The 23450-nt window shown below is 47.2% G+C and carries 13 protein-coding genes; 10 read left to right on the top strand and 3 right to left on the bottom strand.

What is annotated here, in order from left to right; genetic code table 11:
• On the top strand, window positions 1-216 hold a 216-nt coding region (locus VR7878_RS06905), incomplete at its 5' end, for an integrase core domain-containing protein (protein WP_139343999.1).
• 53 nt (window positions 217-269) lie between these two features.
• On the top strand, window positions 270-10907 hold the full coding sequence (locus VR7878_RS06900) for a PLxRFG domain-containing protein (RefSeq protein WP_139344041.1): 10638 nt from the start codon (window positions 270-272) through the stop codon (window positions 10905-10907).
• Window positions 10908-11201: 294 nt separating this feature from the next.
• Here VR7878_RS06900 and VR7878_RS21485 read toward each other — a convergent pair whose 3' ends face one another.
• Entirely contained in the window at window positions 11202-11333 is a 132-nt protein-coding gene (locus VR7878_RS21485) for a hypothetical protein (RefSeq protein WP_268874734.1), read from the bottom strand.
• Between the two features lie 770 nt (window positions 11334-12103).
• Between VR7878_RS21485 and VR7878_RS06895 the strand changes: the two genes are divergently transcribed.
• The 8 genes from VR7878_RS06895 to VR7878_RS06860 all read left to right on the top strand — a co-directional run bounded on the left by VR7878_RS06895 (window position 12104) and on the right by VR7878_RS06860 (window position 21822).
• Window positions 12104-14002, top strand: a complete 1899-nt coding sequence (locus VR7878_RS06895) for a HAMP domain-containing methyl-accepting chemotaxis protein (RefSeq protein WP_051680760.1) — start codon at window positions 12104-12106, stop codon at window positions 14000-14002.
• A gap of 110 nt (window positions 14003-14112) precedes the next feature.
• Window positions 14113-14652 (top strand): MOSC domain-containing protein, encoded by a 540-nt coding sequence (locus VR7878_RS06890; RefSeq protein ID WP_077334674.1) that lies wholly within the window; start codon window positions 14113-14115, stop codon window positions 14650-14652.
• Between the two features lie 105 nt (window positions 14653-14757).
• Window positions 14758-15144 carry an SMU1112c/YaeR family gloxylase I-like metalloprotein gene (gloA2, locus tag VR7878_RS06885; protein ID WP_077334672.1) on the top strand — a complete coding sequence of 129 codons (387 nt, stop codon included), beginning with the start codon at window positions 14758-14760 and terminating at the stop codon, window positions 15142-15144.
• A gap of 253 nt (window positions 15145-15397) precedes the next feature.
• Window positions 15398-16555, top strand: coding sequence for an iron-containing alcohol dehydrogenase (locus tag VR7878_RS06880; protein WP_077334670.1), 1158 nt, complete (start codon window positions 15398-15400; stop codon window positions 16553-16555).
• 216 nt (window positions 16556-16771) lie between these two features.
• Window positions 16772-18088: an MATE family efflux transporter gene (locus tag VR7878_RS06875; RefSeq protein WP_077334668.1), complete on the top strand. Its 1317-nt coding sequence runs from the start codon at window positions 16772-16774 to the stop codon at window positions 18086-18088.
• Window positions 18089-18200: 112 nt separating this feature from the next.
• Window positions 18201-18815 carry a LysE family translocator gene (locus VR7878_RS06870; protein WP_077334666.1) on the top strand — a complete coding sequence of 205 codons (615 nt, stop codon included), beginning with the start codon at window positions 18201-18203 and terminating at the stop codon, window positions 18813-18815.
• Window positions 18816-19013: 198 nt separating this feature from the next.
• A complete protein-coding gene (gene hcp / locus VR7878_RS06865; protein WP_077334664.1) occupies window positions 19014-20675 on the top strand; it encodes a hydroxylamine reductase in 1662 nt (553 codons plus the stop codon).
• Between the two features lie 109 nt (window positions 20676-20784).
• Window positions 20785-21822, top strand: coding sequence for an FAD-binding oxidoreductase (locus tag VR7878_RS06860; protein WP_077334662.1), 1038 nt, complete (start codon window positions 20785-20787; stop codon window positions 21820-21822).
• Window positions 21823-21875: 53 nt separating this feature from the next.
• On the opposite strand, the gene VR7878_RS06855 is transcribed toward VR7878_RS06860, so the two are convergent.
• Both VR7878_RS06855 and VR7878_RS06850 read right to left on the bottom strand, forming a co-directional pair.
• Window positions 21876-22916 (bottom strand): porin family protein, encoded by a 1041-nt coding sequence (locus tag VR7878_RS06855; RefSeq protein ID WP_077334660.1) that lies wholly within the window; start codon window positions 22914-22916, stop codon window positions 21876-21878.
• On the bottom strand, window positions 22913-23353 hold the full coding sequence (locus VR7878_RS06850) for a hypothetical protein (RefSeq protein ID WP_235862856.1): 441 nt from the start codon (window positions 23351-23353) through the stop codon (window positions 22913-22915). The genes VR7878_RS06855 and VR7878_RS06850 overlap by 4 nt, the downstream gene beginning before the upstream one ends.
• Window positions 23354-23450: the final 97 nt, after the last annotated feature.

The following is a 23450-nucleotide window of genomic DNA, read 5'->3' as shown; positions in this document are numbered from 1 at the left end:
GAAAATTCTTATATTGAGCGTTTTAATCGAACCTACCGAACGGAAATTCTGGATATGTATGTTTTTAAAACGCTGAATGAAGTCCGGGATTTGACAGAAAACTGGATGAGGGAATACAACGAAGAAAGGCCACATGACTCACTAAATGATCTCACGCCTTGGGAGTATTTGGAAAGACACGACAGCAGGAAAAACTCTAACTTATCGTGCCATTAAAACTGGGATGGTTACAATTGCACCTTATTGTCAATGACCCCGCCAATGAAAGCATGGATCCTACAGATATGGTCAATCTTGCTAAAGAAGAGACGGCCAATTATGTTAGCCGAACCATTGCAGGTGACCCTGCTGCAATTGCCTCGTCTGTTGCCGGAGCATTGGGAGATCGGCTGTTATTCGGCGCAGTGACTGGTCATGCAGCCAAAGGTGCGCTTAAAGGCGCATTCAAGGGGAGCGTGACGGAAGGCGTTACCGAAGGCATTGAGAATGCCGGACAAACTTATGCCACCAATACTGCAATGAATACTGTGACCGGAACGGAGCGTGACCCATGGGGCGGAGCATTACAGAGCGCTGCCGAAGGCGCTGCTGTAGGCATGGGGATCGGCGCAGTATCGGGCGGGATTGGCGGCCTCAGAGGCAAAAATAGCCATACGAAAGAAGCGTCACCTACTGACAGTAATACCTTAGTGCAAGAGCCGTCTTCGACACAGGATGAGTCTCAGCCGTATACCGAAGATGTTGATATATCCGAGAATGAAAGACAACCGGATGTGCCTGAGTCTCCCTCAAAGACTATGCAGGACTCATTTGTTCAGGGGATAGGGGAGAGTCGGGATCAGTTAAAAGAGAAAGGCGTATTAAGTGCCGCTGACCGGCGTGAGACGATGTATCTTGCCAGAGCATATAATCCGGAACGTGCCGCGCAGATTGAGAAAGAATTATCTGACCCGGATGTATATAACGATCCGGATTATTCAGTCGCACTCGCTGATGAATATCAGCAGTTAGCCCAGAGTGCAAAAAATCTGGACGTTGATCCGCTGGCGACCGCCGTTGATCGGCATGTGACTAATCATAAACGTGATTTAAAAACTCGCAATCAACAGCTAAAAGAGAGTAGTGAAATTGCGAAGCCTCAGAGTCCACCCCCCAATCTCTCTAGTCAGCAGGCTGAATACGACCAGATCCGTGAGCAGGTTGTCTCTCAACTTCTTTCAGAAGATCAGAATAATCAGGCGTTGATTGACCGACTGACTCAGATCCGGTATGACAAAATTCACAATGATGCCCCGGTTGAGCATGGACAGCCGCATCGGCCCCAGCCCTACATAGACAAAGGCGCGGCATTTAATAAGAAAAAGTCTCAGGCCGCCATTGACGATAAGGCGATTCAGGCCAGAGAAGCCGCATTGCATTTTCAGGCTGAAAATGAACGTTCTCAACGACCCCAGTTCACGCCTAATCCTAACTGGATCGGTGACATTGATGGGGCACCTGTAACCCGCACCTATCAAAGAGAGCAGGCGAATACTGCCGCTCGGGAGCAGCAAGCCAGACAGGATAAAACCGATCTGAAAAAAGACCAGATTCGGAATCGAATGGGGCGCGATACGTCAGGCCGGTTCCAGCAGTTCAACAATGATGCAGAGCGCATTCAGTCGGACATGCCAACAAAGAGTGAAGTTCAGGATATTAAACATCAGGCAACAGAACGGCAGTTAGAGCGGTCATTTTCTGAGAGCAAAATTACCGGAATGAGTAAACGTCTTCGTCGCCGGATACAACGTTCAAAAGGATTTGATACCGAAGCGGTTTTAAATGAGTTTCGCCACCACGAAAAACGGTTGCAGGCATATCAGGAAGAAGCCCGTCAGCAGGCAGAGCGTGAAGCCAGCGATCCCGAAAATATTCGGCGGAGAAAGTCGGCGCAGGCACTATTTGAAGAAAAGATTGCTTCTCCGGAGGCGAAACAGTTCAAAGAAAACTTGATTCAAGAAGCGATTCGTCGCGTAAACGCCAGTCTTGATAAGACTAGCGGAACAGTTCTTGAAATAGACAGTCGGTCGAAGTCACTGCCCGAAGTGAAAAAGCAGCTTACGAATAGTGTTCGTTCGCTGGCAAATCAGTTTATCGGTAAAACTGCGGCACTGAATGAAAAGTTACGTGCAAAATCCGCAGAAAATGAATCCCGGTCGTCGTCTGATGCAGAGTCTGCCCCGGCTGAACATGATATCACCAGTTTGGAGGCAGTAATCCCGGAGAGTTCCCCCGTAGCTGCAAATCAACCTGAAACGGAAGTTCGGGAAGACGAATATGACACGCTTTCAAAAGCCAAAGCACTGATAGAAAAAACACTTCAATCAAACAGAGAAAGTACGGGGAAAGCCTCACTAAAAGGTATCCGTACCGTTTATCGAAATGAAGGGATTATGGCCAAAGCGTTGAATGAGCGGGTTAAAAAACACGGGTATAACAATCTCAGTGACTTTGAGCGAAAAATAAAAGCAGCATCCGAAGGGAAGGAACCATCTGAACCTGAAGCTCAATCCCAACAGGCCTCTCCGCAAACGGAAAGACAATCAGAGGAAGAGCCACAGCCGGAAGTCAGTGAAAATATTCAGCTCCTTGAAGCCATGCAGACCCGGATTCAATCCGGGTTTAAACCGTCCAATAATCTCGCTTTAAAACGGGCAGGCAAAGACATCTATGAGCTGGGCAGCATCAGTGATGTGACACCGCTGATGATGAAAAAACTGCAAGAAGCCTACGAAACTGCGCAAATTAATCAACGGCGTCTGAAGGTAAATAAAGCACTTGAGCAGGATAGTTCCCCTCAATCGGTCGAGAGAATTTTCAACCAACTGACTGAGGATTATCAGGCTCAACCGAAACTGAATATCAGAACCGCTCACAGTTCCGATTTACAGGCATACAGCACCCCGGCTCCCCTGTCGTTTCTGGGTAATATTGTGGCCGGGATTGATGCAGATACCACGGTGTTGGAGCCAACGGCTGGGAATGGTCTGTTGTTGATGACTTCTGCACCGGAGAATACCTTTGCAAATGAACTGGATCCGGTTCGGGCTGAGTCACTTAGATGGAGTGGGTTTGACGTGACCACACTCGATGCCAATGGCGATCCACTCACCAATGGAATGGTGACAGAGACAGTAGACCGGGTGATCGCCAATCCGCCATTTGGGAAAATAAGAGGCGAAAAAGGTGAACCAGAAAAGTTTTCTTTTGAAGACAGATTCGGCAATATAATCCAGTTGGGCGAGCTGGATCATGTGATTGCCAGAAATGCATTACAGGCGATGAAATCTGACGGTAAAGCGTATCTTATCCTTGGCACCAGTAAAGTCGTCGGTAAGCTCTCCGTCAATCAACGGATTTTTCTCAACTGGCTGCATCAGAACTACCATGTGCGCGACTACACGGAAATTGACGGGAAGCTCTATGAGAAACAGGGAGCCGGATGGCCAGTGATGCTCATCAGCATCGATGGCAGAGCCAAAACACCGACCGGACAGTTTGCGCCGACAAAATCACGGATAACAAGACATCAGACATGGGACTCTCTTTATGAGCACTACCGGAAACAGGGGTTACTGGGTACCCAATCATCCCGATATGGACGAAGAACTACAGATCCTGCTCAGGTGTCGGGTAAGCAGAGAGCGGAAGCTGTCTTACGAGCTGATGCTCAGCGAACTCAGAGAAAAGCTGGCATTCACCATCGAGATGGCAACGAAAGAAGAACAAAGAGAAGCGGTCATTTTGCTGGATCTCCCCCCGCAGATCAGTCCACTATCGCCGCACGAGATGTCCGACTGGATACTGGAAGGCTCATCCATCGGACTGCTGGAAAGATTCTGGGATCTAGAGAATTATCCACAGAAAACAGTGCTGACCCTGCCGGATGGACAAAAAAGGACACAGGATCTGATAAAAGTCATCAGCCTGCTCAACCTTTAGACGAAAATGAGATTAAAACAGCCCCGGACAGCAAGCGGGCGAATGCCTTCCAGTCGGTTTACCGGTCTAAATCGGGCGGTCTGAATGACAGCGTATTAACCCCGGCCAACATTGAATACTACACCTCAGAGGCGCTGTCAGATTTAGAAGCGCGTCATGGCAATATCGATACTTATGTCATGGACAAGCTCGGATATCCCTCGATATCTGAGTTGCACGATGCGTTTATGGGACTGCAAACCGATGCTGTCGGACTGGCCGTTTCTGCGATTGAAAATAATAAGGCAATTATTATCGGCGACCAGACCGGTGTCGGCAAAGGCCGTCAGGCTGCCGGCATCCTTCGTTATGCGATGAATGCCGGTAAGACGCCCATCTTCATTACACAAAAAGATAATCTGTTTACCGATATGGTTGACGACCTTGCTGATATCGGTGTGAGGCAGTTTACCCCACTGATTATGAACCGTGGTGTCGGCATTAAGCAGGTAATCTCTTCCGGAACCCCACAGGAAAAAACAGTATTCAGACACCGGAACAGCGGTAAGACCCTCAAAAAATATTTTGCTGAAATGAATGAGACCGGTCGGTTACCTGACGGTTTTGATGCGCTATTTGCCACATATGATCAAATCAGTACAGACCAGCGCGGTATAAAAAAATCGGTTCTGAATGCGCTGGCTAAAAATGCCGTTCTGGTGATGGATGAAGCGCATTCAGCCGCTTCCGGAGAAAAGGCAAAGTCAAATCGTGGGCTTTTCTTTAATCAATATGTGGGAAAAGTGGCCGGTCTGACGTATCTGTCTGCCACCTATGCGAAACGACCAGAAAATATGGCCCTGTACCGACGGACTGATTTAGGGGTTGCGGCGGGAGGCGATGATGTGACCGGAGCGATTGAAACCGGTGGCCTCGGGATGCAGAACTATATTGCCGCCAAACTGGCACAGGCCGGGCATTATATTCGTCGAGAGCGCAGCTTTGATGGTATTGAAATCAAAGATGAAATTATCAGTTCGGGTGGTGATATTGAAAGAGCCTTTGATACGACCACGGCGGCTCTGCGGGGGTTACAGCGTCTGTCCCGAGCATGGGACGATTATGTACAAGAGGAGCTTGCTGAAAGTATTGCGGCGGAGCACGGGCTGGATACGCTGACCGGTGGTAATAAAGCGGATAAGAACATCAATGTTAATTCGTTCAGTTCGGTGGTGCATAACTATATTGCGCAGTTAACACTAGGTCTGAAAGCTGATGCAATTGCTGAATTGGCGATTGCATCATCCGGTCGTGGTGAAAAGCCGGTGATTGCTCTGGAAAGTACATTGGGATCGGCATTAAAGAACTATATGGCAGATAATAATCTGAGTGATGGGGATTCGCTGGGGTCACTGTCTTATGCTGATTATTTGGGTAGAACGCTGGACAATGTGCTGGCGTACCGGGTGAAAGCACCGGGCGAGAAGAATTCAGAGAAATTTACCGTATCGATTGATGACATAGACAGCCCATTACTGAAACACCTGTATGACCAAGCCAAAGCCGCCATTGTTGAAATAGCGCACTACAATATTCCCGCCTCTCCGATTGATCATATCAGACACCGGCTTGAGCAGGCAGGGCTGAGGGTTGCAGAAATCACCGGTCGCAAACGGATGGTGGATTATGATTCTAGGAAAATAATCCCGAGAGCAACAGCAGAAGCGAATGACCGACGGGGGCAGGTTGATCAATTTAATGCCGGAACGCTGGATGTGCTGATTTTAAATCAGGCGGGTTCGACAGGTCTGTCCATTCACAGCCGCGACGATTATCCGGATACCCGTCAACGATTTATGATTGTGGCTCAGCCGAGTCTCAATATTGATACCTATATGCAGATGCTGGGGCGTGTCAACCGGACCGGGCAGGTCAATGTACCGAAGTATGCGAATGCGTGGCTGGATTTACCCAGTGAAAAGCGTCCTGCGGCGGTGCTGGCCGGGAAAATGGCCAGTCTGAATGCCAACACCTCCGGCTCAACTGAATCTGCGACCTCTGTTAAATCCTTTGATTTACTCAATCCATACGGGGATGCGGTTGTGATTCAGTATGTTAAAGAAAATCTGAAAGCACTGGGTGAATATGGCGATGATTTTGTCAAGGTGAGTGAGGCAGACCAACCCGCAAACTATTTTCTGGGAAAACTTGCTGTATTGCCGGTTGCGCTCCAGCGGGATGTTCTGGCTGAGCTGGATACCCTGTATGCAGAAAAAATCAATTATCTCAATGCCACCGGTCAGAACTATCTGAATATGACTGAGATCGATTTACAGGCTGAGCCGGTCGAGCAGACGCAACTGGTCGCAGGCGATCCGAAGCGCGGCGTATTCTCCGAGCCGGTTTATCTCACCCGGATCAGAGCGAAGATGCAAGGGAAAGCGCCGCACTGGGATGAAGTGCAGGAGCGGCTTAGTCAGAGTAGTGAGGCTACGTTCAAATCACTGGCGCATCAGGTGAAAGTTCAGGCCAATGAATTTTACGATCAGATGCAGGGCAAAGTGGAGTCTCTGAACCAGTTGATTGAAACTCACCGTGCCAAAGGAAAATCGGTGAAATCACTTGTGTCTGAAAAAAATGAGATGACCTCTGCACTCGCGGCTTACAAACACCGCATCGGGAGTTATGAGCGTTGGGTATCAGGGGCATATGGTCAGTTTGTTCGGGTTAAATTTAATCCTGAAGAGACAGATAGTCCGTCTGTGATGGGGGTGGTGGTCGGTGTGAATCATGCCAGTCAGTCCGGCGATCCTATGGCTCCGTCAAAAACCAGAATTGAAGTGATGGTTGCTGATCAGACCCGGCATATTTCGTTTACATACCGACATATTCACGATGGGACGCTGACCCAAGCCGGTAATGAGATGGATGAAAGCCAGATGCAGATGATCTTTGACCATCAGGCATCTTTACCGTCCGTTGAAAACCGTTATGTCATGACGGGCAATTTAATCATGGCAAAAGATCAAACCATCAAAGCGGGGCAGATCGTTCCGTTTACAACACATGACGGTCGTGTGATTCAGGGAATGTTATTACCCCGCAGTTTTGAGCCAAAGACACATATTAAAGCGAGTGTGGATGCCACGGCGGAGCAGTCCCTTGACTGGCTGATGAATACCCGCGATAACGAACTGGCATCATTAGGGCTTTCGACCAAACAGCATGATGTGTATCTGCGCCGGGACTCTCGCGGCGCTGAAGTAACATATGTATTGCAAATGCCTAAATCAGTCAGCAGAGGGAAACGTTTTTGGGGGAACCCGGAGATTGAAGCGATTATCGGAGAGCAGGCCGTCAGCGGCAGTGGGATATTGAGTGTCGGGGTTAAGCCCTCAGACCTGTCAGTATTGGTGAATGCATTTGAAAAGATTGCTCCCCTTCGGCCTATCAGCAAAGCTCAGATTGACGATTTTATGCGTCTGAATCAGATAGAGCAGCCGAAAACCAGTTCATCAGAGATTGTTTTCAGCAAGGCCAGTATCGCAACCCGGACACCGGCTAAAGGCATGTCTCTGAAGTCGGCAGAGCTGGCGGTCAGTCAGTGGCTGAAAGCCTACCAAGGCGGAGCCGGTGTGAAAGTAACCGTGGTTCCGACACAGGCAGCGGCGGAGAAAATTGCGGGAATGAATTTCGGCCAACGTGTGATTTATTCATTTTATCGCAGGGACAGCCGTGAAGTTGTCGTAATTGCTGAAAATCTTGAGAGTGCAAAACAGCTTCGCCAGAAACTGCGCCATGAAATACTGGTGCATCATAGTCTGAAAACAGTGGTGGGGGCTGCTGAATATCAGAGCATCCTCCGGCGTGTCAGGCAGGGTCGGAACTCTCCGTATCTGAAGGCGTTGTGGGAGAGCGTTGACCGGAACTATCGAGGCCAGAGTGACAGTGATTTGGTTGAAGAGGTGCTGGCACGCGCCGCTGAAATCGACAGAAACAAAATCCGGCAGTGGTGGGATCGGGTGGTGGAAGCTATTGCTCACGCCCTGAGAAAGGTCGGGCTGATGAAAGCATCGGATGTCACTGTTGCTGAGCTGAACAATATCGTACAGATGTTGGCGGATCGGGTCAGAATGGCAAATAACCCATATCTGAAAGCTGCGGACAGCAGGACATCAACATCATCTGGTATTCAGTTCTCTCAGGAAAAAAACATGACTCTGGATGAAGCGCTGGCTCAATCTACACCACAGGCCAGATTCGGCGGTGTGCTCAATGCAGTTTCTCAGGGGCTGGGGGCGGTTCGTGGCAATCTGGGACTCGGAGCTCTCACACTACGCCAACTTGCGGATCTGTCTCAGCGAAAACTGCCCCAGTTGAGTGAATATGTTGATACCGTTCACCGGATGTTAAGCCGTCGGAATCAGCTCGCCTTTGATGCGCACGAGATGGCTAATTCTATCCGTAAATGGATGGGTCGGCACAAACAAGATGCTGATGAGATGTTTGATATCGCACATCAGTCAACTATTGAAGGTGTTGACCCGGCGCAAGCGTTTCAGTCCGCTCGGGAGGTTGCCGAGAAACGGATACAGCATCTGGAATATGTAAACGACGGCAGTCATAAAACTAATGAGCAAATGGATGAGCTGAAAACGCTCAGAAATATGCTGGCCGGTGAGCCCCGTCGTATGAAAAAACATGCTGAGTTAAAACAGCGATTTGATAAGTTGCCGGAGGAAGCGAAACAGCATTACCGGACGATGCGTGATACCTACCGGGAGCGTCACGATCTTTTTAAACATCTACTGGAGCAGCAGATTATCAATGCGGCGATTGACGGCAGGATAAAAAAGGCGCGTCTGGCTGATTTGAGAGCGCAATTTGAGTTACAGGAAGTTATGGCACCGTATTTTCCTCTCGCCCGGTTTGGGGATTACTGGCTGAGTACCACCGATGAGAACGGCGAGAAACGCTATATGATGTATGAGTCTGAGCGTGAGCAACAAGTGGCGAAAAAGAAACTTGAACGTCAGGGTTTTTCTGTTTTTACCGGTTATAAGTTGGACAAAAACCAACATATTGAAGGGGCGAGTCTGGGTTTTGTGGTTGATTTAGTCGGACAGGTTGAAGAATCCAGTCTCAATGATTTAAAGAAAACCGAACTACAGGACATGATTTATCAAATGTATCTTCAGTCATTGCCTAGCCGCTCGATGCGTAAACAATTTATGCACAGACAGAAAGTGAAAGGGTGGAGTAATGATGCGCTCAGGGCGCTGGCTGAAAATATGGTCAAGGGTTCTTATCAGTTGGCCCGGCTTGAATACGCAGACGAACTGACAAAACTTGCAACTGAGACGATAGAAACCGCGAAGCAGAGTGGAGACAATCAGTCATCAAGGTATGCCAATGAACTGATGAAACGCCATGAATGGGTCATGTATCCGAAACATTCCAAAGCCGCGCAGAAAATCACATCCCTTGGGTTTTTATATATGTTGGGTTTTTCTCCGGCAGCAGCGGCAGTGAACATCACTCAGAATTTTGTGGTTGCTTTGCCCATGATTGCCAGTAAGTTTGGCGCAATTCGTGCCTCATCTGAGCTGGCAAAAGCAACGAAAGAATTTATTTCAGCCAAAGGCAACATTAAATCAAAACTGAAAGATGCAGGTGAAATTGCCGCTTTCAATCAGTGGTACGACTCCGGCCTGCTGGATTCTACCAATGCGCATGATTTAGCAGGCATGGCCGAAGGGCAGAGCTGGAAGTACAGCCCTGCATACGAGAAGTTCTCCGGCTGGATGTCGGCTCTGTTTCACAAAGCTGAGGTGTTTAACCGGGAAACCACAGCGCTTGCAACCTACCGGTTGGCTCGTAAAAAAGGCATGAGTCACGACCAATCTGCAAAATTGGCTGAAAAATTAACATGGGATGCACATTTTGATTATTCGAATGTGAACCGGGCTCGCTATATGCAGAGTCCTGTGATGAAGGTGGCAACTCAGTTCAAACAATATTCGCAGAACATGACTTACTATCTGATGCGCAATGCATTCCTGTCAATGAAAGGTATGACGTCTGAAGAACGATCGGAAGCCAGAAAACAGCTTGTCGGCACACTGGGTATGACTGCGCTATTGGGTGGGGTGTCCGCATTACCTCTGAGTCTGGTATACGGTCTGGCAAACAGTCTGAATGCTGCTTTTGGTGATGATGATGAGCCATGGGAGGCTGAAACCGAGTTCAAAACCTATTTGTCTGATGTACTTGGGGAGAATATTGCGAATAAGATTATTTACGGGGTTGGTGGGGCTGGGATGTCACCGAGGATTTCGTTAGACGGGATGTGGATACGCGATCCGAACCGGGATTTGGAAGGGGACAATGTCTGGTCTTTTTATGCGCAGCAGGTTGCCGGTCCTGTTCTGGGCGGTGTTGCAGTACAGGCAATCCGATCCGGTGATAAAGCACTTCACGGGGATTATTATCGCAGTATTGAAGGTCTTGTCCCGGTTGCTGTGAAGAATGTCATGAAAGCCTATCGGTATGCAGACGAAGGTGCTTTAAATAGCCGGGGTGATGCATATAAAGAGGACTTTGACGTTTTTGAGATTCTAGAGCAATTGGTCGGAATGACGCCGGGGGATTTATCCAAACAATATCAACTCAACAACGCGCGTAAAAACTATGAGCAGCATGTACTGGATCGTCGCTCCAATCTAATGAAATCGTATTATCTGGCGTGGAAGCTGGGAGATGAGCGGTTGATGCTGAAGACACAGCAAGCTATTGCACATTTTAACCGGAGATATCCGCCACTGGCCTTAACCTCAAAATCAATCCGTCAATCAATCAGAGTCCGACAGCGTTATAGCAGAGAAAGTGCTCACGGTGTGAATCTCAACCAACATCTTCGGGGTGTTGAAGCGGATGTTGTCTGGTGAGTTTGGTTATATATAAGCCAGTCACGAATTTTGTGATTGGTTTTTTTATGTCTGCTTATACTCAGCGTTTGATATTAAGCAACTACCTTTCAGTGGAAACAATATACTCAATACAATTGAGGTACTGTCATTAAATACTCACTCAGCTTTAAGGAAAGTTACACAAGCAAAGCCTTATCATTTCACAAGGATTCAAATATTCAATTTCGCATACACAAGTGGTTGTACCAAATGTTGTACTATTTTTTATAGTGCCGTCTATTTTATGTAGTTAACTAATTGTTTTATATTTGGTTATTTATTGGAGGTGATTATCCAGAGATGAAAGACGAACCAGAAAATCTTTTTTTGTTTGGCTTGGTCGCACGTTGTCCAGAACCAGCTTTTACGGGCGTCCTGCCCGGAAAAGCCTAACCATTCTTCCATGAATGGTTTTCTTTGATTAGTGGTTGATTTGCGTGGTGTGAAACATTCTTAAAAAGTTAATTTGGTCACTGAACTCAGGGTGAAAAATCATGGACGATTTTTCAGGATTGCTTGAGCAGGATGCGAATCAATCCGACCCTGATTACGCGCGCTGAACTTAAACCTAGGCCTTTTGGGGTACTTTTTCGGCCTTGAAAAAGTACCTGGGGCGCTTTCGGAGATGGCAATGAGATCGAAGAAAGTCATTGCGTCCCAAACTCAGCATCATCCTTTTACTTTTCCAGCCTTCGGCGTGTGTCCCAAATCGTGCTTTACTTGAGTATTGAACTTCAAATTACATGACTGTTTTCATCCTGTGGGGGAATGTGCTCACCTTAATCATGTTGCCACCTTAATAAGGTGCTAGCAGCAAATAGCCATGGATATAACCGACGGTCATTATCAAGACGCCCTTATAATATAATCAGAGACATTCATTATTTATATTATTGAGCCTAACTAAAGCTTTGGCATAATTTTGAACGAGGAAGGATTTTTTCGAAGCACATGTTTGCAACCGCTCCAAATATCTGAAATAGAGCTCATGCTTTCAGAGCAAAAAATAGTTATAACAGTAAGTTATGTTGACTTCACATCAGATTCTTGCTTCTCTAGTGCAAAGATGACCCACCTTCACATTATATAAAGTCATTATCGGTGAAGTGAAAAATAATAACTCTGCATATCAGCCGAGAGACTCCCCCGTAACGAATTGCTAAGGAAGTATGTTGATGAAAAAATTCCTCGAAAATAGGCTAATTGGCACCAAGTTGGCTCTTGGGTTTGGCTCTGTACTGCTACTGGCCTTGGTGGTCGGTATTGTTGGTATTACAGGCGTCAATACCTTACATGTGCGAGCTGAAAAGGTGCGACTTTCAAACGATCTTGATGACACCATTGTCGATATGCGAATCGATTTAGAACACTATGTTATTTCTGGATCAGCAGAAAATAATAGTCAGGTGCAACACGACATAAACCAACTGCAAGGCTATCTTCAAACCGCTGAACAATTATACAGTGGCGTTAAGGTGAAAGATTTAACTCAGCAAACTCAAAACAACCTTGCTGATTACCAAAAAACCTTAACGAAACTGATTGCTGCCCGAACGCGATGGGATGGTATCGATAGCAATGCAGTACAGTATTTGCAGTCAATTTATACGCAATATAGACAAATCATTGAACAGCTTCGTCAACAAAACGATCCTCAAGCCTTTACTGCGGCTTTAGATGTTTCAAATGATTGGTACGCGCTCACGACGGAAATGAACAAATACATTAGCAAAAAACAAGATATTCCGATTGAGCTGGTGACCACCCGGTTTCAGTCGGTCGTCAAAAAAACCGCAGCACTACAACTCCCTGATGCCTTAGATGATTCTCGTAAAAGTATTCTCACCCTTCTGGGGAAATATGAAGAGCTTGGAAAAATTAACCCGGAGATCAATAAGAACCTGACAGATGCGCAAAACAGACTGATTGAGTTATCCATCCAAATGGATAAACAAATCGATGCGATTACGTCGATTCAAGAGCAAAATAGTATCGAAGATGGTCGCGAAGTTTCGATGTTATCCATCACCGCAACAGCAATCGCTATTTTGATCGGTATATTTTTCTCATTCTTTATTCGCCACATGATTGTCCAGCCCATGAATGAGGTTATCCATGCAGTCGGCAAAATTGCCAAAGGTGATCTCACCCAGAATCTGTCCACCGACCGTAAGGACGAGCTTGGCCAGCTCTTTAATCACATTGGTGAAATGAGTAAAACACTGAACAAACTTATTTCTGAAGTTGTCTCGGGTGTCATGAGCTTAAGCGCCACAAGCGAGCAGTTAGAAAGCATCTCGAAGCAAAGCCAGCAGATGATGCAATCACAGCGCGATGAAACAGACCAAGTGGCAACGGCGATCAATGAAATGTCCGCCACAGTATCTGAGGTGGCCCGAAATGCTGAAACCGCCGCTGAAGCGACCACGAAAACCGACAATATCATTATTCAGGGCAATAACATTGTGAATGCCACTGCCCAAACAATCGATGCCTTAGCCAGTGACATCGCATCCACAAGTGAAGCTATGGAGCAACTCAAACTCCGGACCGATAACGTTGGCAATGTTTTGGAAGTCATTAAGGCTGTCGCTGAACAAACAAACCTATTAGCACTGAATGCTGCGATTGAAGCTGCGCGCGCTGGTGAAGCCGGTAGAGGTTTTGCTGTTGTGGCAGATGAAGTCCGTGGACTCGCCAGCCGAACACAAAGCTCAGCCAAAGAGATCGAAGATCTGATTGTTGAACTGCAAGATGGTGCACAAGCGTCATTAGACAAAATGATTGGCAGTCGGGAGCTTTCAGGCAAGAATGCAGAACAAGCGAAAGATGTTCTTACATTATTTGAAGATATCAGTGAGCAAGTTCGCGATGTTCAAGATATGAACAATCAGATTGCAACCGCTGCGGAAGAACAATCTCAAGTTTCAGAAGATATTAATCGCAGTGTCGAGAATGTGCGTGAATTAGCGGATAAAACTGCGGAAGGCTCTTTAGAATCGGTAAACGCAGTAACCAACTTAAGACAACTCAGCCAGCAACTGAAAAAACTGACTGACCAGTTCTCGATTTAATCCCATCATGTCATTGAACCAAGAGTTAAAATTAGAGGTGGAGATGGTAAGCATACAAAGCGTTCAGTAGGGATGCGCAACACTGGGTGTTATCGTTCAAGGAGGCGATGATGGCAAAGGTTATATCGGTGAGTAAGAGTGAAGAACATCACTTTTCCAAATCGGCCGTAAAAGCAATCACCTTAATCCAAGGAGAGGGGGTTGAGGGGGATGTGCACAGAGGTACGACGGTAAAACATCGTTCTAGGGTAAAAGTTGATCCGACGCAGCCAAATTTAAGGCAAGTGCATCTCATCCATGGCGAATTATTTAACGAATTAGATCAGCAGGGGTTCGATATTGAGCCCGCTGCATTGGGTGAAAATATCACGACACAGGGAATCGACTTACTCTCATTGCCCAAGGGGACAAGGTTACAATTTCCGAGTGGGGCACAAATTTCTGTAACAGGTCTGCGAAACCCATGTCCGCAAATAGAAAATTATCAGAAAGGGTTGTTATCAGCCTTATTAGGCCGGGACGAGTCAGGAAAAACGGTCCGCAAAGCCGGTGTCATGGGGATTGTTGTCATGGGTGGTGATGTGCATGAAGGGGATCATATTGACGTTGTTTTCCCTGATGAGCCATTTCAAAAGTTAGAGGTTGTTTAAGGGCGAATAATGAACAATCTCTCTTATTTTACGATTTTTTGCGATAAGTCTGTCGCAGAACACAAGGGGTAGGTTTATTGTGCAACTGACTCACGGGAGAACCTGATGAACCTGGAACGAATCCACCATGTCGCTATCATTTGTTCTGATTATCAAAGGTCTAAAGCATTCTACACGGAAATCTTAGGTCTCAAGATTCTGGCGGAAAATTATCGAGAAAACCGGAACTCATATAAGTTAGACTTAGCATTGCCCAATGGTGAGCAACTAGAGTTATTCTCTTTTCCGTCGCCACCACCAAGAGTGAGTCATCCTGAAGCACAAGGTCTTAGACATTTGGCTTTTGCTGTCAGCTCTATTGAATCCACCGTAAGCGAGCTACATTCACATGGTATCGATGTTGAGCCTATTCGTATTGACGAATTTACAGGTAAAAAATTTACGTTTTTCCAAGACCCTGATGGCTTACCGCTCGAGTTGTGTGAAGAATAAACAGGCGGGTGTCTGAAAGGGATTTACCATGCTTGTCAGTGTCAGCTTAACGTTTGGGCTCGGTGCCCTGAATCAGTTTTACGAGGCCTGTCTGAAAAAGCTTAACCTTTCATTTGCCCGGCCTCGGGTCTCAAAACATGATGCACATTGCGTTTTCGCACCCCAAATAACAACACAATCTACGGTAGGCATGGCATTCGTTACTTGATAGCCTAGGGCACAATCAATTCAGACAGCATTATTAGGAAATCCTATGGATAATTTTACTTACTTTAACCCAACTAAAATTCACTTTGGCAAAGGTCAGATTGCCACGCTGAAAGAAGAAATCGCTCCCAATAGCCGTGTTTTGCTGACTTACGGCGGGGGAAGTATTAAAGCAAACGGTGTCTACGAGCAAGTGCTCGATGCGCTGCAAGGGTGTTCTGTGGTCGAGTTTGGCGGGATTGAACCGAACCCGCATTACGAAACCCTGATCAAAGCGGTGGCTGTGGCAAAGCAAGAGCAGATTGATGTCATTCTGGCTGTCGGTGGCGGCTCAGTGATCGATGGCAGTAAGTTTATTGCTGCGGCGGCATGTTATGACGGGGACGCCTGGGACATTATGACCACCGATGGTGATTGTGTCCGTCGCGCTTTGCCTTTGGGCTGTGTGCTGACGTTGCCTGCGACCGGCTCTGAAATGAACAAAAACAGCGTCGTTACCCGGGCAGAGACGCAGGATAAACTCTCTTTTGGCTCTGATTTCGTTCGTCCGGTATTTTCGATACTGGATCCGCAAACGACTTATACATTACCGCCACGACAAATCGCCAATGGTGCTGTCGATAGCTTCGTTCACATCATGGAGCAATACATGACTTATCCGGTCAACGCTAAAGTCTCTGACCGTTTTGCCGAAAGTTTATTGCTGAATCTGTTTGAAGATGGCCCGGCAGCGCTGGCGACCCCGGATGACTATGAAGTCCGGGCGAATCTGATGTGGACGGCGACAATGGCATTGAATGGAACACTGAAAAACGGGGTCCCGTCTGACTGGGCAACTCATGCCATTGGTCATGAACTGACCGCGTTGTACGGCCTCGACCACGCTCAGACGCTGGCGATTGTCATGCCGGCGCTGTGGCGCTACAAAAAAGAGCAGAAAAAAGGCAAGCTGTTACAGTATGCGCATCGCGTCCTCAATATTACCTCGGGGACAGAAGATGAGCAGATCGAGCAGGCGATTCAGAAAACTGAAGCCTTCTTCACCCAGATGGGCAACCCGACCCGCCTGTCTGACTACAATCTGAGTGAGAAAGATATTCCGGCCGTGCAGGAAAAACTCACCGAGCACGGTATGCTGGCACTCGGGGAGCATCAGGATATTACGCCGCACGATGCCGCAGCAATATTAAAACTGGCGTTGTAACTGTTCAGTGAATCAAATCAGCCCGGTCATAAGATAAACATGACCGGGCTTTTTTGTCGTTGTTCAAAATAGATAGCTTGCAGCCTATTCATATATAACTCATTTTTAGCCTTCGAAATCGTGATAAGAGACTTTACGCATCCGATTGGATCGGTCATATTGCGGCACTGACCCAAATAACTGCTGATTCAAACACCTTGGATGTAGATACGGAAGATGACCACCTCACTGACTCATAAAGATTATTTAAAAATTGCGATCCCTTTTGTTATTTCAACTTTGACGCAGCCCTTACTGGGCGCCGTGGATACTGCTGTTATCGGTCAGCTTGGCTCAGCCGCGCTGATTGGTGGTGTTGCGGTTGGGACAGTTATCATGAATACCCTGTATTGGTTGTTCGGATTTTTCCGGGTGAGTACCACGGGGCAGAGTGCGATTGCTTTAGGAAAAAAGAGTGAGCAAGCCAAAGCAACCAGTCTGCTGCATCCTTTTGTGATGGCCGCCGCCGTCGGGATGATTTTCATTGTGAGCCAGAGCCTGATTTGGCGCGGTGCAGAGTGGGTGATTCAGCCGGAGCCGGATGTTGCAGCACAGACCCGGCAATACTTTTTCATCCTTATTTGGGGCGCGCCGTTTGTTTTACTCAACTATACCCTGATTGGTTGGTTAATGGGGCAGGCAAAAGTTAAAGAGACTCTGCTGACCCAGATTTTCGGCAATGTACTCAATATAGTGTTAGATATTCTGTTTGTGGTCGGCTTGAATATGGGCGTCGCCGGGGTAGCGATTGCGACGTTGACTGCGCAGGTTGCTACATTTTTGATTGGTATTTATCTGGTACGGCGGGCTGCGGGGTTCTCATTTGCGCCTTATTTGGGGCTGGCAAAAATGGGAGGACAGGAACTCAAAACGATAGTCTCGGCCAATACCGATCTGATGCTGCGAACGATCTGTCTGCTGGCGATGTTTAACTGTATGGCGCGATTTGGTTCGTCCTTGGGCGCTGAGACGTTAGCAGCCAATGCGGTTATGATGCAGATGACTTTTCTGATGAGTTATATGTTTGAAGGGGTTGCCAATGCCTCAAGTGTATTCAGCGGTAAATCGGTTGGTGAAAGATCTCTGAACCTGTTTACACAGGTACTCAAGATGAATTTTCAGTGGACAAGCGGGTTAATTGCGTTACTGACAGTGCTTATGGTGCTTACCCATCACCAACAGGTACTGCTGTTTACTCAAATTCCTGACGTTGTTACACAATACCATCAGGTTAGTGGCTGGCTGGTTGTCTTCCCGCTGGTGGCTGGGTTCGGCTTGACCGTGTATGGTATTTTTACCGGAAGTGGTACCACCCGGCCGGTGAGAAATTCAACGTTTCTGGCGCTGTTGGTTTTTTTGCTGGCGATCTATTTTACAATGGATGCATGGGGCAATCAGGGGCTTTGGTTGGCATTTACGCTGTTTTATATCGGGCGTTTTGCTTTTCTTTACCCGTATATCGGTCGGGTGCGTCAGCGGTGTCTGGCATCATAATCTTGTGGGAGCAACCACGTCGGTTTGCAGCGGGGCAATCTTTGTTGAAGCGATAACGGTTGAATCATAACAGTTAAGCAATAACAACTCATTTTATAAGGATTTATCACATATGGCATTTTCAGCGTGGTTATCACTGTTTACAATTTCTCTGTTGGGGGCGATGTCTCCGGGGCCGAGTCTGGCGATGGTAACCAAACACACACTTGCTGGCGGGCGGCTGAATGGTATTGCAACGGCATGGGCCCATGCGCTGGGGATCGGAGCGTACGCTTTTTTGACAATCATTGGTCTGTCGATTGTATTGCAAAAGGCGCTGTGGTTGTTTCAGGCAATTAGTTTGATTGGGGCTGTTTATCTGGCTTATTTGGGGTGGAAGGCGCTGCGCTCTCAGGGCGGAGTCGCCTCAAGTGTTGATACCGGCATCCGGGTTTCGCTATGGCAATCTGCCAAAGAGGGGTTGATGATCTCGATGTTAAATCCGAAAATTGCCTTGTTTTTTACCGCGTTATTCAGCCAGTTTATTACCCTGAGCCATGATGTTTCGAGCCGCGCGATTGTGGTGATGACACCGCTGTTGGTCGATGGATTATGGTACACCTTGTTGGCGCTATTGTTCTCCAGTTCGGCGGTTTTAACGCGTTTAAAGCGCAAAGCGGTGCTGATTGATCGGATTTCTGGTGTGGTACTGATTGCACTGGCTTGCCGAATTGTAGTAAATATTTGATTTAAATCAATTTTTAATTTGTGTCATTATGACTCTTATGTGTCTTTATGGATGAATTAAGTGTGTTAAAATGACTTGTATATTGTAAGGGTTTTATCATAAGTATATGAAAAATATATAATTTTTTAATGGCATGGTTTATGCCACTTTCGCTCCGGAATTAAAATGAATTCATACAACAATATCTGGAGCGAGCCTATGTTTTGTATTCAATGTGAACAGACTATTCAAACCCCGGCAGGAAAAGGTTGTGCCTATGCTCAGGGCATGTGTGGTAAAACTGCCGAAGTATCTGATCTTCAAGATGTATTGGTCTATTCACTGCAAGGGGTTTCTTTCTGGGCAAATCTCGGTCGGCGTTGTGGTGTGATTGATCCGGTGATTGATCAATGGGCACCTAAAGCATTCTTCTCAACATTAACCAATGTCAATTTTGATCCGGAACGGATTGTCGAACTGGCGATTGAATCAAATCAATATCGTCGGTCACTGGCTGAGCGGGTGCAGGCTGCTGCGGTATTGCACGATATCGAAATCCCGACCCCTTACACTGCGGCACTGATTGATCTGCCGGAAAGTCGCGATGAATTGCTGTCATTGGCACCGGATGCGGCAGTGAATCGCGGCCAAAGCGCATTACATGAAGATATCATCGGCTTAAGACTTTTGTGTCTGTACGGCTTGAAAGGTGCTGCCGCTTATCTGGAACATGCCCGGGTGCTGGGACAGACAGATGCAGAGATGTACGGGCAATACCACAAGATTATGGCTTGGTTAGGCAGTGATCCGGAAGAGGCGAAATCATTGCTCGATACCGCAATGGAAATCGGGCTGATGAACTTTAAGATCATGGAAATGCTCGATAAAGGCGAGACCGATACTTTCGGACATCCGGAACCGACAACCGTCAATGTAAAATCGGTGAAAGGTAAATGTATTCTAGTCTCCGGACACGATCTGCACGATCTGGAGAAAATTCTTCAGCAGACTGAAGGGCTGGGAATTAATGTCTATACCAATGGGGAAATGCTGCCGGCTCATGCCTATCCCGAATTGAAAAAGTACCCGCATCTGGTCGGTAACTACGGCAGTGCGTGGCAGAATCAGCAGAAAGAGTTTGCCAATTTCCCCGGTGCGATAGTCATGACCTCTAACTGCTTGCTGAATCCGAATGTCGGTCAGTATGCCGAGCGGATTTTTACCCGCAGTATCGTCGGCTGGCCGGGTGTGCAGCACATTGAAGGGGATGATTTTAGTGAAGTGATCAAGTGTGCGCTTGAGCTAGAAGGCTTCCGTCATGATGAAATCGAGCATTTCATCACCATCGGATTTGGCCGGAATGCATTGATGCAAGCCGCACCTGCGGTCATTGATCAAATCAAACAGGGCAACATTAAACATTTCTTCCTGGTTGGCGGATGCGACGGTGATAAGGCAGAAAGAAGTTACTATACCGAGTTTACCGAGAAAGCGCCGCAAGATAGCGTGATTCTGACACTTGCATGCGGCAAATATCGTTTCAACAAAAATGATTTCGGTGACATCAACGGTATCCCGCGTTTATTGGATGTCGGCCAATGTAACGATGCCTATTCCGCCATTCAACTTGCGCTGGCATTGGCGAGTGAGTTCGAATGCGGTGTCAATGATTTACCGCTGACGTTGGTGTTGTCATGGTTTGAACAGAAGGCCATCGTGATTTTACTGACGTTGCTTGCCTTGGGTGTGAAAGGGATTTATACCGGCCCGTCCGCGCCTGCGTTTCTGACCCCAAATTTGATGGCAATTCTGCAAAGTGAATTTGATATGCGCAGTATTACCACCGTGGATAATGACCTGAATACAATCCTTGCAGCATGATTAATATGCATTATCATGCATCACTTGCGCTCTCTCGGGAAACCGGGAGACGCATTTCTGTTCTTCCCCCAATTCAAAAAGTAACCATCATTTAAGAGGGAGTATAACGATGATCGCAGAGGATTTTGATACGCCTGTTGCATTAGTCTGTACCGAGAAGTGGCATGAAACACCGGATACCGTGAGTTTTGTGCTGGCTTGCCCAGAGAATGCCCGCCATTTTCATTTTAAACCCGGTCAGTTCGCCAGTTTAGGTTTTGAGATTGACGGTAAAGTTGAGTATCGCGCCTATTCGATCAGTTCATTGCCAGAGCAGACTATGATGAAGTTCACGGTCAAACGTGTCGAGGGCGGTAAAGTGTCCAATCATGTGATCGACCATCTGAGTTCGGGGGATCGGGTTCAGTTGCTGAAACCCCAAGGTGCGTTTAACAATGTTGACTGTACGCACCGGGAGCGTGTCGCCCTGATCAGTGCCGGATGTGGTATTACTCCGGTCATGTCGATGGCGGCTGACTGGCTCTCACGAGGCGGTGTCGATATCGTATTTATTCATATTGCCCGTGATGTGCTCAATACCATTTACTACGAAGAGCTGTTACATCTGAATACGGTTCATCCGTCATTTCATCTGAAATTATTGCTCAAACAGGCCGGGGATAGTGCGCACATGCAAGGGCGGTTGGATCAGGACTATCTGTTGAAACTGTGCCCGGATATTCTGGAAAGAACAGTCTACCTGTGCGGGCCTGAGCGCTTTATGCAAGATGTCACTGCTTATCTCGATCAGATTGGGTTTCAAATGTCGGACTGTTATCAGGAGCGATTCAGTGCAGAATCAATCGGGACAGACTCATTGCAGGCTGATGGTGAAGAGAGTAACACAGCAGTTACGGTCGAAGTTCCCGGTTTTGGCGTTTCTGCTGATGCGCAGGCTGGGGACTCGTTGTTAGATGTTCTGGAATCGGCAGGTGTACCGGTGATCGCTGCTTGTCGTAGTGGTATCTGCGGGTCGTGCAAGTGCCGGGTTGAACAGGGGCAAATTGAGTTTTCCAGTCAAGAGACGCTCAGTGAAGCGGAAATCCGTGACGGTTACGTGTTGGCTTGTTCAAGCCGGATCCGTTCGGATCTGAAAGTGTCACTATAAACAAAGTGTCACTATAAACGTTAACTGAATGACTCTTCAGTCCAGAATATACATTAGAACGTGAATGACAGTGCGAGTGTGAAAATGTGACTGTCATTCTCAATCGGGGTGGTCTGCACCTGCGTAAAATGACCACTGAGTGGGGTGCGTGGGCTGCGGACATATTCCCATTCCGCATTGACAACCAATCGCGGGGTGAGCGGATAACGGACCCCAAGCAGATAAGTTTGGTTCGCGTGGCCGCGCAATTGCCCGTACTGAACGTAAGGGAGCCAATTGCCCATATCGCGCGAAATCCCTAAGTACCAGTCTGCAAAGAGTCCCGAGTCATACAATGTTTCCATGGCAATGTTATAACCCCGATACAAATAGTTGAACCCGGCCGACAGCATATTCAAGTCATAATGATAAACCGTGGTACCATTTTGTTTCTGATCTGAATCGACCGATAAATAGGACAGGTGAAGTTGATGATCGTCTTGCAACAGATCCACGGTTAAGCCATAAGCACTGTTACTATCAAGTGTGAAAGGTTTGCCGAAGAATTGATAATCATTTTCTTCTGCTGCGGCAATGTAGGGGGAAATTTTGAGCTGTAATTGCTCGGTCGGCCAGTATTGCCACTCGTATGCCGCACCGTTGTAGTGAGTCACTCCGGCAAAGCTGTCGTATATATCATGAGGCGGACGAATCCACGGGTAGGCTGCCGATACATAATAATACTCCGACAGTAAAAACATCGGGATTCTGAGCCGACCGAGTTTCAGGGTTGAATTGCCTTGTGTATAAGCCAGATAAGCCCATTCGAGCTCCGGATCTGAATAATCGTCTTGAGGGCGTTTGACGGCCTGAACCGAACTGCGTAACTGATCATTGATAACCCAGTCGAGTTGCAGGCCAAGGGTACTGTCACAGTCTGCACACCATTCATCATGTATATCACGGTAGGTAAAAACAGGCACATGGTTGTCAGAACGACTGAGGCTGAATGTACCAAAACCGCTGAGACGAATCGCGTCGTTAAATTCGTATTGTTGTGCACTGGTTTTGAACATGGCCATCCAGACTAAGACGAAAATTATCCAATGCTTCATTGCGAGTCCCCGTCACTAAAACGATAAAGAATGCGAACCTGATCTGAAATCCAACTTTGAGGAACATAGATAATGCCGTTTGGATGTTCATCCAACCACTGACTGATGGTAGTCATGTCCTCATTGTATAATTCATAAGGGGGAATAAATTTACCGGAAAAGCTTTGTCTGGCCCGAATAGCCTGCATTTGTGTCGGTGATTTCCCCAGTAGGCGATGGTAGAAATGTGCCCTGATGGTCGAGTCGGCAGGCAAATCGGCCAATTGAACATGAGTGCCGTTAATATGAGTCAGTCGCCCCCGGTAGAGCATTTTGACCTGAGTATCGGTGAGTAACGGCAGCGCATTTGTCTTAGTAATAATCGCGAATGGATCTGCAATACAGGGTGTACTGAATAATAAACAACAAAACATCCACCAAGTAGCGACAATACGCAAATACAGTTCTCCGTTGCAGTAAGATTAAGTTCAGGCAACTCATTCTATAACGTCTATATTTAAAAAGTAGGCTAGCTCCGTAAAGTTTCAAGGAAGA

Source organism: Vibrio ruber DSM 16370 (assembly GCF_900163965.1).
Classification (GTDB): domain Bacteria; phylum Pseudomonadota; class Gammaproteobacteria; order Enterobacterales; family Vibrionaceae; genus Vibrio; species Vibrio ruber.
This window is presented reverse-complemented; position numbering and strand designations above follow the sequence as displayed.

Excerpts from the sequence above, each read along its gene's own strand:
- VR7878_RS06890 (WP_077334674.1), top strand. The coding sequence starts at position 14,113 with ATGGCAAAGGTTATATCGGTGAGTAAGAGTGAAGAACATCACTTTTCC.
- VR7878_RS06870 (WP_077334666.1), top strand. The coding sequence starts at position 18,201 with ATGGCATTTTCAGCGTGGTTATCACTGTTTACAATTTCTCTGTTGGGG.
- VR7878_RS21485 (WP_268874734.1), bottom strand. The coding sequence starts at position 11,333 with ATGGAAGAATGGTTAGGCTTTTCCGGGCAGGACGCCCGTAAAAGCTGG.
- VR7878_RS06880 (WP_077334670.1), top strand. The coding sequence starts at position 15,398 with ATGGATAATTTTACTTACTTTAACCCAACTAAAATTCACTTTGGCAAA.
- gloA2 (WP_077334672.1), top strand. The coding sequence starts at position 14,758 with ATGAACCTGGAACGAATCCACCATGTCGCTATCATTTGTTCTGATTAT.
- VR7878_RS06860 (WP_077334662.1), top strand. The coding sequence starts at position 20,785 with ATGATCGCAGAGGATTTTGATACGCCTGTTGCATTAGTCTGTACCGAG.
- hcp (WP_077334664.1), top strand. The coding sequence starts at position 19,014 with ATGTTTTGTATTCAATGTGAACAGACTATTCAAACCCCGGCAGGAAAA.
- VR7878_RS06855 (WP_077334660.1), bottom strand. The coding sequence starts at position 22,916 with ATGAAGCATTGGATAATTTTCGTCTTAGTCTGGATGGCCATGTTCAAA.
- VR7878_RS06895 (WP_051680760.1), top strand. The coding sequence starts at position 12,104 with ATGAAAAAATTCCTCGAAAATAGGCTAATTGGCACCAAGTTGGCTCTT.
- VR7878_RS06900 (WP_139344041.1), top strand. The coding sequence starts at position 270 with ATGGATCCTACAGATATGGTCAATCTTGCTAAAGAAGAGACGGCCAAT.
- VR7878_RS06875 (WP_077334668.1), top strand. The coding sequence starts at position 16,772 with ATGACCACCTCACTGACTCATAAAGATTATTTAAAAATTGCGATCCCT.